The sequence below is a fragment of the Gaiella occulta genome (assembly GCF_003351045.1).
GTDB classification, from domain to species: domain Bacteria; phylum Actinomycetota; class Thermoleophilia; order Gaiellales; family Gaiellaceae; genus Gaiella; species Gaiella occulta.
Genome location: NZ_QQZY01000003.1, coordinates 135857 through 153849 on the forward strand (window position 1 = coordinate 135857; position 17993 = coordinate 153849).

The following is a 17993-nucleotide window of genomic DNA, read 5'->3' on the forward strand; positions in this document are numbered from 1 at the left end:
CGGCGCACGCAGGCCGGACACGTCCGGCCGAAACTGGTATAGTCGCCGTGGATGCTTGCCGACACCGCCCCAAGCGGTTGCGGCGAAGCATGCGCGTCCGCTATTCTTCGAGGTTCCGCCCCGAGCTTCTGCTCCTCCGACTCCGCACGCCGTTAAGGGAGGCTGTCGCATCTTGAGCAGCACTGCTGTCGCGCCCCGCGCGCGCAAGACCTTTTCACGCCTGAAGCACGTCCTCGACCTCCCCAACCTGATCGACATCCAGAAGGCCTCGTTCGAGTGGTTCCTGAACGAAGGCTTGCGCGAGACGATCGACGACATCTCGCCGATCGAGGACTACACCGGTACGCTCGCCGTCGAGTTCGCCGACTACGAGTTCGGCGAGCCGGCGCACTCGATCAACGAGTGCCGGGAGAAGGACCTCACCTACCAGGCGCCGCTCTCGATGACCGTCCGCTTCGTGAACACGGAGACGGGCGAGATCCGCGAGCAGCGGGTGTTCATGGGCGACTTCCCGATGATGACCGAGTGGGGGACGTTCATCATCAACGGCACCGAGCGCGTCATCGTGACGCAGCTCGTGCGCTCGCCCGGCGCCTACCTGATGGAGCCGAAGGACGCCACCAAGCAGGTGTTCACGGCGAACCTGATGCCGTCCCGCGGCTCGTGGCTCGAGCTCGAGATCGACAAGAAGGGCGTCGCCTACGCGCGCATCGACCGCAAGCGCAAGCTGCCGATCACCACGCTGCTGCGTGCGCTGCCGGCCGAGGACCCGACGACCGGCTTCCGGCTCGACACGAGCTCGAACGAGAAGATCCTCGAGCTCTTCGACGGCTCGGTGTACATCCGCAACACCCTCGAGAAGGACCCCTCGACGCGCGAGGAAGAGGCTCTCATCGAGGTGTTCAAGAAGCAGCGCCCGGGCGAGCCGCCGACGCTCGACAACGCGCGGAACCTGCTGCGCGCGCTGTTCTTCGACCCGAAGCGCTACGACCTGACGAAGGTCGGCCGCTACAAGCTGAACCAGCGGCTCGGCGTCGGCGTCCCCGAGGACACGCGGGTGCTGACGACGGAGGACATCCTCGCACTCGTGCGCAAGCTCGTCAGCATGCCGGCGAACCTGGGCGTGCCGGAGGACTCGAAGGACTTCGCCGCCGACGCGATCTCGCTCAGCCGCGACCCGATCCGCGCGGAGCTCGACGAGTACGAGCACTTCGGCAACCGCCGTCTGCGCACCACCGGCGAGCTCATCCAGGAGGCGTTCCGCGTCGGCCTGTACCGGATGGAGCGCGTCGTCCGCGAGCGCATGACCACGGAGGACGTGGACACGATCACGCCGCAGACGATCATCAACATCCGCCCGGTCGTGGCGGCGCTGAAGGAGTTCTTCGGCTCGTCGCAGCTGTCGCAGTTCATGGACCAGACGAACACGCTCGCCGGCCTCACCCATCGCCGGCGCCTGTCGGCGCTCGGCGCCGGTGGCCTCACCCGCGAGCGCGCGCCGATCGAGGTGCGCGACGTGCACCCGACCCACTACGGCCGCATGTGCCCGATCGAGACGCCGGAGGGCCCGAACATCGGCCTCATCGGCTCGCTCGCGTCGATGGCGACCGTGTCCGAGTTCGGCTTCATCCAGACGCCATACCGCGTCGTCAAGGGCGGCAAGGTGACCGACGAGATCGTGTACCTGGACGCCTCGGAGGAAGCGCAGTTCACGATCGCGCAGGCATCCGAGCAGGTCGACGAGAAGACGGGCAAGTTCGCGAACGAGCAGGTGCTGTGCCGCTCCCGCGAGGGCGAGGCGGTGATGGTCGCGCCGAAGGACGTCCAGTACATGGACGTGTCGGCGTCGCAGATCGTCTCGGTCGCGACGGCGCTGATCCCGTTCCTCGAGCACAACGACGCGAACCGCGCGCTCATGGGCGCGAACATGCAGCGACAGGCCGTGCCGCTGATGATCCCGCAGGCGCCGCTCGTGGGCACGGGCGTCGAGTACCGCGCCGCCGTCGACACGGGCGACGTCGTCCTCTCGCGCGGCGACGGCACGGTGATCGACGTCGACGCGGAGCACATCGTCGTCGAGGGCGCGGGCACGCGTGAGGAGTACGCCCTCACCAAGTTCATGCGCTCCAACCAGGGCACGCTCATCCACCAGAAGCCGGTCGTCAGGCTCGGCGAGAAGGTGCGGAAGGGCACCGTGCTCGCGGACGGCTCCTCGACGGACGGCGGCGAGCTCGCGCTCGGCGCGAACCTGCTCGTCGCGTTCATGCCGTGGGAGGGCTACAACTTCGAGGACGCGATCGTGCTCTCCGAGCGGCTCGTCAAGGACGACGTGCTCAGCTCGATCCACATCCACGAGTACGAGATCGACGCCCGCTCGACGAAGCTCGGCGACGAGGAGATCACGCGCGACATCCCCAACCGCTCGGAGGAGTCGCTCGCGAACCTCGACGAGCGCGGAGTCGTGCGCATCGGCGCCGAGGTCGGCTCCGGCGACCTCCTCGTCGGCAAGGTGACGCCGAAGGGCGAGACCGAGCTGACGGCCGAGGAGAAGCTGATCCGCGCGATCTTCAAGGAGAAGGCGCGCGAGGTGCGCGACACCTCTCTGAAGGTGCCGCACGGCGAAGGCGGCAAGGTGATCGGCGTGAAGACGTTCTCGCGCGACAACGGCGACGATCTGCCGCCGGGCGTGAACGAGCTCGTGCGCGTGTTCGTGGCGAAGAAGCGCAAGATCTCGGAGGGCGACAAGCTCGCCGGCCGGCACGGCAACAAGGGCGTGATCTCGAAGATCGTGCCCGAGGAGGACATGCCGTTCCTCGAGGACGGGCGTCCCGTGGACGTCGTGCTCAACCCGCTCGGCGTGCCGAGCCGCATGAACATCGGCCAGATCCTCGAGACGCACCTCGGCTGGGCGGCCGCCCACGGCGTGTTCGTCGACAGCGACGAGCGCACCGGCGTCAACCCGCGCGCTCCGATCAACGCGCCGAAGCCACATCCGGTCGCCACGCCCGTGTTCGACGGCGCCACGGAGGCCGACGTGGACGATGCTCTCGTGCGCTGGGCCGAGACGACGGACCTGCCGATCAAGATGAACGTCGACCGCTCCCGCCCGGCCGGCCGCAAGGCCTCGGGCAAGGTGCGGCTCTACAACGGCAAGACCGGCGAGCCGTTCGAGCAGAAGGTCACCGTCGGCTACATGTACATCCTCAAGCTGCTCCACCTCGTGGACGACAAGATCCACGCCCGCAGCACCGGCCCGTACTCGCTCGTCACGCAGCAGCCCCTGGGCGGCAAGGCGCAGTTCGGCGGCCAGCGCTTCGGCGAGATGGAGGTGTGGGCGCTCGAGGCGTACGGCGCCGCCTACACCTTGCAGGAGATGCTCACGATCAAGTCCGACGACACGATCGGCCGTGTCAAGGCGTACGAGGCGATCGTCAAGGGCGAGAACATCGCCGAGCCGTCGATCCCCGAGTCGTTCAAGGTGCTGCTCAAGGAGATGCAGTCCCTGGCGCTCGACGTGCACGTCCAGTCGGACGACGGCCGCGAGGTCGAAGTCCGCGAGGAGGACGACGAGCTGCTCCGCGCCGCGGAGGAGCTCGGCATCGACCTGTCGCCCGCGGCGGTGCGCGCCGCCGGCGAGCTCTCGGCCCAGGAGGTCGAGGAGGGCGCCGCCGCAGCGGACGAGGGAGGCGACGAGGTCGTCGCCGCCGACGAGACGCTCGACGGGGTCGAAGCCCCGGACATCGCGGAGCTGGAAGTCGGCCTCGCGGATGCCGAGCTGGACGACTAGTCATTTGCCTGCGCGAATGACCAACGAAATTCAGTACACCGCGGACATATCGAGGAGCCCGGAACACATGCAGATTCTCACCAGTGATTTCGCCGGAGGTGAAATCACTTGATCGACATCAACGAATTCGACGCGATCCGCATCGGGCTCGCGTCCAGCAAGCAGATCCGCGACTGGTCGTCGGGCGAGGTCACGAAGCCGGAGACGATCAACTACCGCACGCTCAAGCCCGAGCGCGACGGCCTCTTCTGCGAGCGCATCTTCGGTCCGACGAAGGACTGGGAGTGCTACTGCGGCAAGTACAAGCGCGTCCGCTACAAGGGCATCATCTGCGAGCGCTGCGGCGTCGAGGTGACGCGGCAGAAGGTGCGGCGCGAGCGCATGGGCCACATCGACCTGGCCGCGCCCGTGTCGCACATCTGGTTCTTCAAGGGCGTGCCCAGCCGCATCGGCTACCTGCTCGACATCGCCCCGCGCGAGCTCGAGAAGGTGCTGTACTTCGCCGCCTCGATCGTCACCGCGGTCGACAACGAGAAGCGCGCCGCCGACCTGGCCGACCTGGAGGACAAGGTTCGCGCCGAGTCGGAGCAGATCTACGTCGACCGCGACGAGCAGCTCGCCGCGATCGAGGATCGTCTCGCCCGCCGCCGCGACTACTTCGCGAGCGGCAAGGAGCGCAACTTCGACGAGGACGACGAGTTCTGGGCCCGCGGCCTCAACAACTGGGCCGAGGACCAGATGCTGCCGACGCTGGAGGAGACGCGCGCGCTTGCGGGCGGCATCTTCCCCCAGCTCGCGAAGACCCTGTCGACCGAGGACGGCAAGAAGATCCGCGAGCTCGTACGCCAGACGGCGACCCGCGAGGATCGCAAGCTCTCGCCGCGCGAGATCGAGTCGGTCGCGACCGCCGCGCAGGAGATCCACGAGGCGCTCGACCCGCTGCGCGCGGAGCTCGAGACGGCGACCGGGTCGAAGAAGGGCGCCATCACCAAGCACCTGCACAGGCTGATCGACGCGCTCACGTCGGGCGCCGAGCTGGCCGGCGAGGACGCCGCGCTCGTCGCGTCCGTCGACGCCAAGAACCTCGACAAGGCACGCGAGGTCGGTAACGGCCTGCTCGCGGACGTGCTCGCGCAGGCGCAGGCCGGCCAGAGCGCGGAGGAGGTGCGCGAGCTCGCGTACGACCTCTGCCTGCTGCCCGGCGCCAGGAAGGACGACCTCGACGTGGTCGGCCAGTGGGCGCTCAAGGTGCGCGAGATGGTGCAGGACATGGACTCGCGCCGCGACGACTCGCGCGAGGCCGCCGTCGAGGGCGTGCGCCGGCTCGAGGAGACGTGGAAGCTGTTCCGCGAGCTGGAGCCGAAGCTCGTCGTCAACGACGAGCAGCTGTTCCGCGAGCTCAAGGACAGGTTCGGCTCGCCGTACGGGTTCGGCCAGTACTTCCGGGGCGGGATGGGCGCCGAGGCGATCCGCGACCTGCTCCGCGACCTCGACCTCGTCGAGGAGTCCCGCGCCCTGCGCGAGACGATCAAGACGTCGAAGGGCCAGAAGCAGCAGCGCGCGATCAAGCGGCTGAAGGTCGTCGAGGCGTTCATCAAGTCCGAGAACAAGCCGGAGTGGATGATCCTCGAGGCCGTGCCGGTGATCCCGCCGGAGCTGCGCCCGATGGTGCAGCTCGACGGCGGCCGCTTCGCCACGTCCGACCTGAACGACCTCTACCGCCGCGTCATCAACCGCAACAACCGGCTCAAGCGGCTGCTCGACCTCGGCGCGCCCGAGATCATCGTCAACAACGAGAAGCGCATGCTGCAGGAGGCCGTCGACGCGCTGTTCGACAACGGCCGCCGCGGCCGCGCGGTCACCGGCCCGGGCAACCGGCCGCTGAAGTCGCTGTCCGACATGCTCAAGGGCAAGCAGGGCCGGTTCCGTCAGAACCTGCTCGGCAAGCGCGTCGACTACTCGGGCCGATCTGTCATCGTCGCCGGCCCGAATCTCAAGCTGCACCAGTGCGGCCTGCCGAAGCTGATGGCGCTCGAGCTGTTCAAGCCCTTCATCATGAGCAGGCTCGTCGAGCGCAAGGCCGTGCAGAACATCAAGGCGGCAAAGAAGCACGTCGAGTCGATGTCCCCGGACGTCTGGGACGTGCTCGAGGAGGTCATCGCCGAGCACCCGGTGCTGCTCAACCGCGCACCGACGCTGCACCGGCTCGGCATCCAGGCGTTCGAGCCGATCCTCGTCGAGGGCAAGGCGATCCAGGTGCACCCGCTCGTCTGCCATGCCTTCAACGCGGACTTCGACGGCGACCAGATGGCCGTGCACCTGCCGCTCTCCGCGGAGGCGCAGGCCGAGGCGCGCATCCTGATGCTGTCGGCGAACAACATCCTCTCACCGGCGCACGGGCGTCCGCTCGCGACGCCGACGCAGGAGATGGTGCTCGGGTCGTACGTGCTCACCTACTGCGAGCACGACCTGGCGGCGTCGACGGCCGCGGAGATCGCGAAGAAGCTCGGCAAGGACGGTCTCAAGCGGTTCCGCGGCGAGGACGAGGTGCAGTTCGCGGTCGAGGCGGGCCAGATCCGGCTGCAGGAGCCGATCGAGTTCCGCTGGCAGGGCGAGCTCGTGCTCACCACGCCGGGGCGTGCGATCTTCAACATCGAGATCCAGCGGTCGCTCCAGGCCGCTGTCCACCGCGGCGGCGCGGAGGGGCACAGGTTCATCAACCGCGCCCTCTCGAAGCGCGATCTCGATGCGTTCATCGCCGAGCTCGTGAACAGCTACGGGGCGCACACCGTCGCCACCGTGCTCGACACGATCAAGGCGCTCGCCTTCCGCTACGCGACCCAGGCCGGCATCACGGTCTCGAAGAACGACGTCGTGATCCCGCCCGAGAAGGAGGCCATCCTCGCGCAGTACGAGGCCGAGGTGGGCAAGGTCGAGCGGGAGTACGAGCGCGGCTTGATGACCGAGGACGAGCGCCACGAGCGCATCGTGGCGATCTGGACCGAGGCCACGGACAGGGTCGCGGACGCGATGAAGGAGACGCTCCACGAGACGAACCCCATCTTCATGATGGCCAACTCGGGCGCGCGCGGCTCCTTCAACCAGATCCGCCAGCTGGCCGGCATGCGCGGGTTGATGGCCAATCCGAAAGGCGAGATCATCGAGCGCCCGATCAAGGCCAACTTCATGGAAGGGCTGTCGGTGCTCGAGTACTTCATCTCGACGCACGGCGCGCGCAAGGGCCTCGCGGACACGGCGCTGCGCACCGCGGACTCGGGCTACCTGACCCGCCGTCTCGTCGACGTGTCGCAGGACGTCATCATCCGCGACCTCGACTGCGGCACGAGCGACTACGTGGAGCTGCCGGCGATGCTCGACGGCCAGCTCAACAGGAGCGTCGCCGGACGCGTGCTCGCGGTCGACGTGCACAAGCCGCTCAAGGACGGCAAGCCCGGCAAGACGGTGCTGGCCGCGGCCGGGACGGAGCTCACGCTGCCGCTCCTGCAGGAGTTGCTCGCGGGCCTCGAAGAGCATGCCGAGGGCTACCACGTGCCGGTGCGCTCGGTGCTGAAGTGCCGCAGCGAGCTCGGCGTCTGCCGGGCATGCTACGGCACCTTCCTCGCCACGGGAGACATCTGCGAGGTCGGGGACGCGGTGGGGATCATCGCCGCGCAGTCGATCGGCGAGCCCGGCACCCAGCTGACGATGCGCACGTTCCACACCGGCGGCGTCGCCGGCGCGGACATCACGCACGGTCTGCCGCGCGTCGTCGAGATCTTCGAGGCGCGCAACCCCAAGGGCGCGGCCACGCTCGCCGAGGTGGCGGGCAAGGTGGAGATCGAGGAGGCCGACCGCACGATCAAGGTGTCGGTCGTCCCGTCGAGCCTCGACGAGAACGGCGAGCCGATCCCGGCGAAGGAGTATTCGTTCCCGCGGCGTACCCGCTTCCTCGTCGGCAACGGCCAGCTGGTCGAGGCCGGCGATCCCCTCAACGAGGGCTCGATCGCCCCGGCGGAGCTGCTGGCGCTCAAGGGCTCGACTGCGACGGAGCTGTACCTCGTGGGCGAGGTGCAGAAGGTCTACAAGTCGCAGGGCGTGGACATCCACGACAAGCACATCGAGCTGATCGTCCGGCAGATGCTGAAGAAGGTGCGCGTCGAGAGCGCGGGCGACACGGCGCTGCTGCCGGGACAGCTCGTCGACAAGGTCGTGCTGGGCCGTGCCAACGAGGATGCCGCGAAGGCGAAGAAGGAGCGGGCGAGCTTCGAGCCGCTCATCCTCGGGATCACGAAGGCGTCGCTCGCGACCGAGTCGTTCCTCTCGGCGGCATCGTTCCAGGAGACGACGAAGGTGCTCACCGACGCCGCGATCGAGGGCAAGATCGATCGCCTGCTCGGGCTCAAGGAGAACGTCATCATCGGCAAGCTGATCCCGGCCGCGACCGGTCTGAAGAAGTACCGGAACATCGAGATCGAGCCGGCGGAGCCGTTGCCGTCCTCGATGTTCGCCGCAGAGGCGCAGGAGCTGCTGGCGGCGCTCGAGGAGATCGGTGACGTCGACATCGACCTGACCTCGCTCGGGCTGGGCTTCGACGAGGACATCCCCGTCGAGGACGCGCCGCCGGAGCCGACCGAGGAGACGTAATGCGACGGGGCGCCGAGACCCGGTCTCGGCGCCCCCAAGCCGTCGCCTGTCGGGACTGTGACGGCGTCGCCATCGCGGCTACGGCGCCGTCCTGCCCTCGGCTGCGGTGCCCCGGCCGCGCTCCTTCGCGCGCTTGAGCGCGGCCTGCGCGCGCGCGAGCAGCGAGACCGCGTCGTCGTCGGGGCCGAGCTCGGCCATGCCGGCGGAGATCGACAGAGCGCGAGGTCGGCGGTCGCTCCTCCGGCCGAGCGCAGCCTGCATGCGGGCGAACTGGGCCTCGGCCTCGATGCGCCCGCCGTCAGGGAGGATGGCGCCGAACTCGCCGCCACCGATGCGGCAGACGATGTCGCCGCGGCGGGCGCCGTGCGCGATCGTGGCGCCGAGCGCGCGGACGGCGTCGTCGCCGGCCAGATGGCCATGCTCCTCGTTCAGCGCGCGGAGCCCGTCGATGTCGACAACGAGCACCGTCACGGCGCTCCCCGAGCGGTGGGCGCGCGCGACCTCGCGCGCGAGCGCATCGTGGAAGGCGGTGCGGCTGCCGAGCCGTGTCAGCGGGTCGATCGCCTCGTGGCGACCCGCGGCGCGACGGCGCCGTGCGTTGTCGATCGCGGGTGCGGCGCCGGCGGCGATCGCCTCGAGAGCCGCGAAGCCCTCGCTGCCGAGGGGCGTTCCGTCGCCGCGTCCGAACACGGTGACGAACCCGAGCGGCCCTTCGGGGCCTGCGAGCGGCACGGCGATCGCGGTGCGCAGGGGATCGGCCGGCTCGCTGCCCGGGCGATAGTGGTAGGAGAGCGCCACGGCGCGCACAGGGGCACCGTCCGGCGCAACGCCGACGACATGTCCGCTGCCGGGTGGCACGTCGATGCCCGAGGCGGCGAGGAGCGGCTCGCCGTCCGGCGGCTGCACCCGGACGATGCTCGCTGCCGCTCCCGGGAGCGCCGCCGCCGCGTCGGCCACGCGGGCCAGCACCTCGTCCAGGTCGAGCGACCCGCCGAGCGCCTCGACGGCCCGGGCGCGGCGCGCCTCCTCACGCAAGCGATCGAGCGCATCGGCCAGCTCGCAAGCCAGCGCGTCCATCTGCTCCCTCATGTGGAGAAGCGCGCAGGTGACGCGCTGCTCGGACACCCTGCGGGTACGCCTACCCGAGGCCGCGGCGAGGCCGAGCGCGCCGAGGGCTGCGATCGCGGCCAGCGCTACGAGTGCTGTGAGGATGATCGCACCGTCCTTCCTGCGCGCACGGTAGCGGGATGTCGCGGGCGCGGCCGGGCTACTGCCCGAGCCGTGCCTCCAGGCAGTCGATCTGCAGCTGGTCGCGGCCCTGTTGCTTCGCCCGCTGCTCCGCCTCCGCCGACCGCCGGTCGACGTCCGCGGCCGTGTCCGCGTCGCGCAGGTCGGAGAGGCCGGCGGAGAACGTGATCGTGCCGACGTAGGGGAACTCCGTCCCCGCGACGACGGCACGGAGGCGGTTGTAGGCCAGCACGCCCTGCTGGCAGCTCGTCTCCGGCAGCACGATCGCGAACTCCTCGCCGCCCCGTCTACAGGCGATGTCCGCGGCGCGTACCGCGGTGCGCAGGCACTCGGCGAACGTCATCAGCACCGCGTCGCCCGCCGGAAGGCCGTAGTCGTTGTTGACGCGGCTGAACAGATCGAGGTCGATGATCATCAGCGCGAGCGGGCGGCCGGTGCGGCGGGCGACGAGGATCTCGCGCTCGAGCGCGCGGTCGTAGCCGCGCCGGTTGAGCAGCCCCGTGAGCTCGTCGGTGACGGCGAGCCGCTCGACGGCGCGGTGGCGGAGCGCGTTCGCCACGGCGGGCGTCGCGCGCCGAGCGACGGCGGTGAGCGTCTCCACCGCGTCCGCGCCGAACGCCGCCTCGATGCTGGAGTACACCGTGAGCAGGCCGAGCTCGCGGTCGGCCTGCAGCGGCACCGAGAGCGCCGACCGGATCGCGTCCGGCCCGGTGCCCTCGTAGTCGAATGCGATCGTGGCCGACCGGAACGCTCGGCCGTCCGGCGGGCCCCCGACGGGACGGCCCCTGTCGTTCACGGCCGCGCCTCTCGACTCGCGCAGGCGCTCACCGTCCTCGGCCACGACCTCGATCTCGCTGCCGTCGACCGCGCGCACCGCGCCCGTCGCGGCGAGCGTCCGCCGCAGCACCTCGCCGACGTCGATCGTGGAGCCGATCGCATCGCCGAGCCCGGCGTCGAGATCGGCGGACCGGCGCGTCGATTGCTCGATGCGCTCGACGAGCGTGTCGAGGCGCTCGCCGAGCATGCCGAGCTCGTCGTGCAGGTGGGCACCGCAACGCCGGCGCCGCCGAACGGCGCCGATCAGCGTGGCGAGAACGCCGAGCACCATGACGGCCGCGAGGGCCGATACGACTACCGCAGTCGCGATCCCTGTTCCCCTTCCCCGTCCCCTTCCTCGACCCACTGTATTCGGACGGACAGCTGTTGTATATGCCCGGGTCGCGATCCCCCTGCTGTTGCGGCGGCGGCTCGGGTTTCGCTACACTTCGCGACCCGGACGGCGGGGAGCAGAGCCCTGCCGCCCTTACCTGTGTGACGAAAGACCTTCGACCAGAGCGTTAGGAGCAGCGTGCCCACCGTCAACCAGCTCGTCCGCAAAGGACGGAAGGCCCCCGTGGCCAAGACGAAGACTCCCGCGCTCCGCGGCGCGCCGCAGAAGCGCGGCGTCTGCACGCGCGTCTATACGACGACACCCAAGAAGCCGAACTCGGCGCTGCGGAAGGTCGCGCGCGTGCGGCTCACGAACGGCATGGAGGTAGGCGCCTACATCCCCGGCGAGGGTCACAACCTGCAGGAGCACTCGGTGGTGCTGATCCGCGGCGGCCGCGTCAAGGACCTTCCGGGCTTCCGCTACAAGGTGATCCGCGGCGGGCTCGACACCTCGGGTGTCTCCGACCGCCGCCAGGGCCGCTCCAAGTACGGCGCGAAGAGGGGCAGCTGATGCCCCGCCGCGCAGAGATCCAGCCGCGCCAGGTCGAGCCCGATCCGGTGTACGGGTCCGTGCTCGTGACGCAGGTGATCAACCGCGTCATGCTGGACGGCAAGAAGTCCATCGCCGAGAAGATCGTCTACGACGCCCTGGCGCTCGTCTCCGAGAAGACCGGCAAGCCGGCGCTCGAGGTGCTCGAGGGCGCCGTCAAGACCGTGACGCCCGTGCTCGAAGTGCGTTCGCGCCGTGTCGGCGGGGCGAACTACCAGGTGCCCGTCGAGGTGCCGCAGCGGCGCGCCCGCACGCTCGCGATCCGCTGGATCGTGCAGTTCGCGCGCGACCGCCGCGAGAAGCACATGGGCGACAAGCTCGCGGGCGAGCTGATGGACGCGCTGAACCAGCAGGGCGGGGCGTACAAGAAGAAGGACGACATCTACCGGATGGCGCAGGCCAACAAGGCCTTCGCCCACTACCGCTGGTAAGGGAAGCATGAGCACCACGGCAACACGCATCGCGCTCGACCGCGTCCGCAACATCGGCATCATGGCCCACATCGACGCCGGCAAGACGACGACGACGGAGCGCATCCTCTACTACACAGGCCGCACCCACAAGCTGGGCGAGGTGCACGAAGGCGCCGCGACGATGGACTGGATGGCGCAGGAGCAGGAGCGCGGGATCACGATCACGTCTGCGGCGACGACCGCGGAGTGGCGCGACCACCGGATCAACATTATCGATACGCCCGGGCACGTGGACTTTACCGTCGAGGTGGAGCGCTCCCTGCGCGTGCTCGACGGCGCCGTCGCCGTCTTCGACTCGGTCGCCGGGGTGCAGCCGCAGTCCGAGACCGTGTGGCGCCAGGCCGACCGCTACGGCGTGCCGCGCATCGCCTTCATCAACAAGATGGACCGCACGGGCGCGAACTTCGCGAACGCGGTGCAGTCGATGCGCGAGCGCCTCGGCGCCAATCCGGTCAGCGTACAGCTGCCGATCGGCGAGGAGGACAAGCACGTCGGCGTCATCGACCTCGTCGAGATGCGGTCGATCGTCTACGAGGACGACCTCGGCGAGAAGTTCAGCGTCGGCGAGATCCCGGCCGCATACGCCGAGGCGGCGCACGCGGCACACCATGCGCTCATCGACGCCGTCGCCGAGTTCGACGACGAGCTGATGGAGACCTATCTCGGCGACGAGGACGCGGTCACGCCGGACATGATCCGGCGCGCGCTGCGCGCGGGTACGCTCGCCGATGCGATCACGCCCGTGCTGCTCGGCTCCGCCTTCAAGAACAAGGGCGTGCAGCCGCTGCTCGACGCGGTCGTCGACTACCTGCCGAGCCCGCTCGACGTTCCCGCCGTGACGGGGATCGACCCGCGCACGGAGGCGGAAGTGTCCCGGCCCGCCTCCATGGAAGCGCCGTTCGCGGCACTCGTGTTCAAGGTCATGTCGGACCCGTTCGTCGGCAAGCTCACCTACTTCCGCGTCTACTCCGGCCAGATCGCGTCGGGCGACCGCGTGCTCAACACCACGAACGGCAAGACGGAGCGGATCAGCCGCATTCTCCAGATGCACGCAAACCACCGCGAGGAGCGCGACGAGATCGTCGCCGGCGAGATCGCGGCGGCAGTCGGGCTCAAGCAGTCGACGACCGGCGATACGCTCGCGACCCCGAAGGACCCCATCGTGCTCGAGTCGATGACCTTCCCGGATCCGGTCATCTCCGTCGCCATCGAGCCGAAGACGAAGGGCGACCAGGACAAGCTCTCGCAGGGGCTGCAGCGCCTCGCCGAGGAAGATCCCACGTTCCGCGTCACATCCGACGAGGAGACGGGCCAGACGCTCATCGCCGGCATGGGCGAGTTGCACCTCGAGATCATCGTCGACCGGCTCATGCGCGAGTTCAAGGTCGACGCGAACGTCGGCCGCCCGCAGGTGGCCTACCGCGAGACCGCATCCAGGCCCGCCGAGCGGGTGCAGGGCAAGTTCGTGCGCCAGACGGGCGGCTCGGGCCAGTACGGCGACGTCGTCATCAACCTGCTCCCGCAGGAGCCCGGCGCCGGCTACGAGTTCGTCGACAAGGTCGTCGGAGGCAAGATCCCCAAGGAGTACATCAAGCCCGTGGACGAGGGCATCCAGGAGGCGATGAACGCGGGCATCCTCGCCGGCTACCCCGTCGTCGACGTCAAGGTGGAGCTCGTCGAGGGCTCCTACCACGAGGTCGACTCGAGCGAGCGCGCCTTCAAGATCGCGGGCTCGATGGCCTTCAAGGAGGCGATGAAGCGGGCGAAGCCGAAGCTGCTCGAGCCCATCATGGCCGTGGAGGTCGTCACCCCCGACGACTACCTCGGCGACGTGATGGGTAACCTCAACAGCCGCCGCGGGCGCGTCGAGCAGCTCGAGCCGCTCGGCAACTCGCAGTCGATCAAGGCGAGCGTGCCGCTCTCGGAGATGTTCGGCTATGCCACCGACCTGCGCTCGATGTCACAGGGGCGGGCGACGTTCACGATGCAGTTCGATCGGTACGAGGAAGTACCCCAGTCCATCGCGAGCGAGATCATCGACTCGCAGTCAGGCTCGTAAGAAGGAGACCGGAGGAGAGCATGGGAAAGCAGAAGTTCGAGCGGTCGAAGCCGCACGTCAACGTCGGCACGATCGGCCACATCGACCACGGCAAGACGACGCTGACGGCCGCGATCACGAAGGTGCTCGCCGAGTCGGGCACCGGCACCGCCGTGCGTGACTTCAGCTCGATCGACGCCGCTCCCGAGGAGCGTCAGCGCGGCATCACGATCAACACCGCGCACGTGGAGTACGAGACGGAGGCCCGGCACTACGCGCACGTCGACTGCCCGGGTCACGCCGACTACATCAAGAACATGATCACGGGTGCTGCCCAGATGGACGGGGCGATCCTCGTGGTCTCCGCCGCCGACGGCCCGATGCCGCAGACCCGCGAGCACATCCTCCTCGCCCGCCAGGTCGAGGTGCCCGCCATGGTCGTCGCGCTCAACAAGGCCGACATGGTGGACGACCCCGAGCTGCTCGAGCTCGTCGAGATGGAGGTGCGCGAGCTCCTCTCCAAGTACGACTTCCCGGGCGACGACATCCCGGTCGTGCAGGTCTCGGCGCTGAAGGCGCTCGAGGGCGACCCCGAGTGGACGCCGAAGATCCTCGAGCTGATGGCCGCCGTCGACTCCTACATCCCCGAGCCGACGCGCGACACCGACAAGCCGTTCCTGATGCCGATCGAGGACGTGTTCACGATCACCGGGCGCGGCACCGTCGTCACCGGGCGCATCGAGCAGGGCCAGCTCACCGTCGGCGAGGAGGTCGAGATCGTCGGCATCCACGAGAAGACGCAGAAGACGGTCGTGACCGGCCTCGAGATGTTCCAGAAGGTGCTCGACTTCGCGCAGGCCGGCGACAACGCAGGCGCGTTGCTCCGCGGCATCAAGCGCGAGGAGGTCGAGCGCGGCCAGGTGCTCGCGAAGCCCGGCTCGATCACGCCGCACACGCACTTCAAGGCGGAGGTGTACGTGCTGTCCAAGGACGAGGGCGGCCGTCACACGCCGTTCTTCAACGGCTACCGGCCGCAGTTCTACTTCCGCACGACGGACGTGACCGGCTCGATCAAGCTGCCGGAGGGCCAGGAGATGGTGATGCCGGGCGACAACACGCAGATGGAGATCGAGCTGATCCAGCCGATCGCCATGGACGCGGGTCTCCGCTTCGCCGTCCGCGAGGGTGGCCGCACGGTCGGCGCCGGCGTCGTCACCGAGATCATCAAGTAGCGCGGCGCCGAGAACAGAACAGAAAGAGAAGAGACGAGATCAATGGCGCAACAGAAGATCCGCATCCGGCTCAAGGGCTACGACCACCAGCAGCTGGACCGGTCCGCCTCGCAGATCGTGGAGACGGCCCAGCGCACCGGTGCGACGATCACCGGCCCCGTGCCGCTGCCAACCGAGAAGAACGTCTACTGCGTGATCCGAAGCCCGTTCAAGGACAAGGACTCGCGGGAGCATTTCGAGGTGCGCACGCACAAGCGGTTGATCGACATCCACAGCCCGACGCCGAAGACGGTGGACTCGCTGATGCGCCTCGATCTCCCTGCCGGCATCGACATCGAAATCAAGCTGTGACCGATTCGATCTCGATAGGGAGAGCCAGGATGGACGACATCTCCGTTGATCATCCCGATCTCGCAGCCGACCGGAGCGTGCGATCGTGAAGGGCATCCTCGGTCGCAAAGTCGGGATGACGCAGATCTTCGATCCCGAGACCGGGGCGGTCACCCCGGTCACGGTGATCCATGCCGGCCCGTGCCCGGTGGTGCAGGTGAAGACCGCCGCCGCCGACGGGTACGACGCCGTGCAGCTCGCCTTCGACGCGGTCGTCGAGCGCAAGCTGACGAAGGGCGAGCTCGGGCACCTCGAGAAGGCGGGTGTCTCGCCCCATCGCCACCTCGTCGAGTTCCGCGGGCCGAGCGAGCTCGCGGTCGGCGAAGCGGTCACCGTCGAGGCGTTCCAGCCCGGCGAGGAGGTCAAGGTCGCGGGCACGTCGATCGGCAAGGGCTTCGCCGGCACGATCAAGCGACACAACTTCAAGCGTGGCCCGGTCTCGCACGGCTCGCACAACATCCGCAAGCCCGGCTCGATCGGCGCCTCCGCGACCCCGTCCCGCGTCTTCCGCGGGCAGAAGATGGCGGGGCGCATGGGCGGAGGGCGTGTCACGCAGCTCGGGCTCGTCGTCCACGCCGTGGACGCCGAGCGCAATCTCCTGCTCGTGAAGGGCTCGGTTCCGGGCCCGAAGAGCGGGATCGTCGAGATCAGGGGGGCCGACTAGTGGCCGTCGTCAAGGCCCAGGTGATCGGCGGCGCCGCCGCCAGGGACGTCGCGCTCGAGCCGGCCGTGTTCGGCGCCGAGCTGAAGAGGCACCTCGTGCACGAGACCGTGCGCGCCGAGCTGAACGCGCACCGTGCCGGCACGCGCGCGACCAAGAGCCGCGGGCTCGTGTCGGGCGGCCGCTCCAAGCCGTGGCGCCAGAAGGGCACCGGCCGCGCCCGCCAGGGCACGATCCGCGCACCGCAGTTCACCGGCGGCGGCGTGGCGTTCCCGCCCGGGATGCGCAGCTTCGACGTGAAGGTGAACCGGAAGGCCAGGCGCGCCGCGCTGTGCGGTGCGCTCAGCAACCATGTCTCCAACGGCACCTTCGCCCTGGTGGACGGCACCGCCTTCGATGCCCCTTCGAGCCGCCAGGCGGCGAAGCTGGTCGCCGACTGGGGCAAGAGCCTGCCGCTGCTGCTCGTCGCCCGCGAGGACGAGGTCGCGCTGATCAAGTCGTTCCGCAACCTGGATCGCGTGCTGGTGACGGTGCCGGCCGAGCTCGAAGTCGCGCCGGTCGTGTGGGCGCGCTCGCTGCTCGTCAGCGAGGCCGCGCTGTCGCTCGTCGAGGGGAGGGTCGGCCGGTGAACGCCGCCGACATCCTCATCGCCCCGGTGGTGTCCGAGAAGAGCTACGCGGGCCTCGCCGACCGCAAGTACACGTTCAAGGTGCACCAGCGCGCCCACAAGACGCAGGTGCGCCATGCCGTCGAGGAGCTGTTCGGCGTCAAGGTCGACAGCGTCAACATCGTCAAGGTGCAGGCGAAGCCGAAGCGCCGCGGCGCCTTCAAGGGCACGCGTCCCGGCTGGAAGAAGGCCATCGTGCAGCTGCGCGAGGGAGAGAAGATCGAGATCTTCGAGGGGGCTCAGGTCTAGAGATGGCAGTCAGGAAGTTCAAGCCGACGAGCCCCGGACGCCGCTTCATGGCGGTCTCCTCTTTCGAGGAGATCACCAGGAAGGCGCCCGAGAAGTCGCTCACGGAGCCGCTGAAGAAGACGGGCGGCCGCAACAACAACGGCCGCATCACGACCCGGCATCAGGGCGGCGGCCACAAGCGCCGCTACCGCGTCGTCGACTTCAAGCGCGTGAAGGACGGCGTGCCGGCGAAGGTCGCGGCGATCGAGTACGACCCCAACCGGTCGGCGCGCATCGCGCTGCTCCACTATGCCGACGGCGCCAAGGCCTACATCATCGCGCCGCAGGGGCTCAGGGTCGGCGCCTCGGTCGAGTCGGGCCCGGCAGCCGACATCAAGGTCGGCAACGCGCTGCCCCTGGAGAACATCCCGACCGGGACGCTCGTCCACAACGTCGAGCTGAAGCCCGGGCAGGGCGCCAAGATGGCCCGCTCGGCAGGCTCCGGCGTGCAGCTCGTCGCCAAGGACCAGGGCTACGGGGTGCTCCGGCTTCCCTCCGGGGAGATGCGCCGCGTGCTCCTCACCTGCCGTGCCACTGTCGGCCAGGTCGGCAACTCCGACCACGCCAACGAGTCGAGCGGCAAGGCCGGGCGTAGCCGCTGGCTTGGCAAGCGCCCCGCCGTCCGCGGCTCGGCGATGAACCCGGTCGACCATCCGCACGGCGGCGGCGAAGGCAAGTCGAAGGGCGGCCGCCATCCGGTCACCCCGTGGGGCGTGCCGACGCTCGGCAAGCGCACCCGCCGCAAGCACAAGGAATCCGACACGTTGATCGTCCGCGGCCGTCGCCGTGGCAAGGAGAGGCGCTAG

Annotated in this window: 13 protein-coding genes; 11 read left to right on the top strand and 2 right to left on the bottom strand. The window is 69.1% G+C overall.

The annotated features are described in order from the left end of the window. Positions 1-169 precede the first annotated feature (169 nt). Both rpoB and rpoC read left to right on the top strand, forming a co-directional pair. On the top strand, positions 170-3787 hold the full coding sequence (rpoB, locus tag Gocc_RS07615) for a DNA-directed RNA polymerase subunit beta (protein ID WP_181813503.1): 3618 nt from the start codon (positions 170-172) through the stop codon (positions 3785-3787). Positions 3788-3895: 108 nt separating this feature from the next. After that, positions 3896-8431 (top strand): DNA-directed RNA polymerase subunit beta', encoded by a 4536-nt coding sequence (gene rpoC / locus Gocc_RS07625; protein ID WP_220150514.1) that lies wholly within the window; start codon positions 3896-3898, stop codon positions 8429-8431. Between the two features lie 78 nt (positions 8432-8509). Here rpoC and Gocc_RS07630 read toward each other — a convergent pair whose 3' ends face one another. Both Gocc_RS07630 and Gocc_RS07635 read right to left on the bottom strand, forming a co-directional pair. Next, entirely contained in the window at positions 8510-9556 is a 1047-nt protein-coding gene (locus Gocc_RS07630; RefSeq protein WP_114795947.1) for a GGDEF domain-containing protein, read from the bottom strand. A gap of 142 nt (positions 9557-9698) precedes the next feature. Further along, on the bottom strand, positions 9699-10787 hold the full coding sequence (locus tag Gocc_RS07635) for a GGDEF domain-containing protein (protein ID WP_114795948.1): 1089 nt from the start codon (positions 10785-10787) through the stop codon (positions 9699-9701). 240 nt (positions 10788-11027) lie between these two features. On the opposite strand from Gocc_RS07635, the gene rpsL reads away from it, so the two are divergent. The 9 genes from rpsL to rplB all read left to right on the top strand — a co-directional run bounded on the left by rpsL (position 11028) and on the right by rplB (position 17993). Beyond that, on the top strand, positions 11028-11399 hold the full coding sequence (gene rpsL / locus Gocc_RS07640; RefSeq protein WP_114795949.1) for a 30S ribosomal protein S12: 372 nt from the start codon (positions 11028-11030) through the stop codon (positions 11397-11399). Continuing rightward, a complete protein-coding gene (rpsG, locus tag Gocc_RS07645) occupies positions 11399-11869 on the top strand; it encodes a 30S ribosomal protein S7 (protein ID WP_114795950.1) in 471 nt (156 codons plus the stop codon). The genes rpsL and rpsG overlap by 1 nt, the downstream gene beginning before the upstream one ends. A 7-nt stretch (positions 11870-11876) precedes the next feature. Continuing rightward, positions 11877-13970, top strand: coding sequence for an elongation factor G (gene fusA, locus Gocc_RS07650; protein ID WP_114795951.1), 2094 nt, complete (start codon positions 11877-11879; stop codon positions 13968-13970). Between the two features lie 20 nt (positions 13971-13990). After that, positions 13991-15181, top strand: a complete 1191-nt coding sequence (tuf, locus tag Gocc_RS07655) for an elongation factor Tu (protein WP_114795952.1) — start codon at positions 13991-13993, stop codon at positions 15179-15181. Positions 15182-15223: 42 nt separating this feature from the next. Beyond that, positions 15224-15532, top strand: a complete 309-nt coding sequence (rpsJ, locus tag Gocc_RS07660) for a 30S ribosomal protein S10 (RefSeq protein ID WP_114795953.1) — start codon at positions 15224-15226, stop codon at positions 15530-15532. A gap of 82 nt (positions 15533-15614) precedes the next feature. Further along, the gene (rplC, locus tag Gocc_RS07665; protein WP_114795954.1) at positions 15615-16235 is read left to right on the top strand and encodes a 50S ribosomal protein L3; all 621 of its coding nucleotides are present in this window, start codon (positions 15615-15617) and stop codon (positions 16233-16235) included. After that, on the top strand, positions 16235-16861 hold the full coding sequence (rplD, locus tag Gocc_RS07670; protein WP_114795955.1) for a 50S ribosomal protein L4: 627 nt from the start codon (positions 16235-16237) through the stop codon (positions 16859-16861). Before rplC ends, rplD begins: the two co-directional genes overlap by 1 nt. Then, positions 16858-17148: a 50S ribosomal protein L23 gene (gene rplW / locus Gocc_RS07675; protein WP_114795956.1), complete on the top strand. Its 291-nt coding sequence runs from the start codon at positions 16858-16860 to the stop codon at positions 17146-17148. Before rplD ends, rplW begins: the two co-directional genes overlap by 4 nt. 2 nt (positions 17149-17150) lie before the next feature. Continuing rightward, positions 17151-17993 carry a 50S ribosomal protein L2 gene (gene rplB / locus Gocc_RS07680; RefSeq protein WP_114795957.1) on the top strand — a complete coding sequence of 281 codons (843 nt, stop codon included), beginning with the start codon at positions 17151-17153 and terminating at the stop codon, positions 17991-17993.

Bases quoted from the DNA above. Each gene is read 5' to 3' on its own strand.
- Gocc_RS07635 (WP_114795948.1), bottom strand. From the start codon at position 10,787: ATGGTGCTCGGCGTTCTCGCCACGCTGATCGGCGCCGTTCGGCGGCGC.
- tuf (WP_114795952.1), top strand. From the start codon at position 13,991: ATGGGAAAGCAGAAGTTCGAGCGGTCGAAGCCGCACGTCAACGTCGGC.
- fusA (WP_114795951.1), top strand. From the start codon at position 11,877: ATGAGCACCACGGCAACACGCATCGCGCTCGACCGCGTCCGCAACATC.
- rplB (WP_114795957.1), top strand. From the start codon at position 17,151: ATGGCAGTCAGGAAGTTCAAGCCGACGAGCCCCGGACGCCGCTTCATG.
- rpsJ (WP_114795953.1), top strand. From the start codon at position 15,224: ATGGCGCAACAGAAGATCCGCATCCGGCTCAAGGGCTACGACCACCAG.
- rpsG (WP_114795950.1), top strand. From the start codon at position 11,399: ATGCCCCGCCGCGCAGAGATCCAGCCGCGCCAGGTCGAGCCCGATCCG.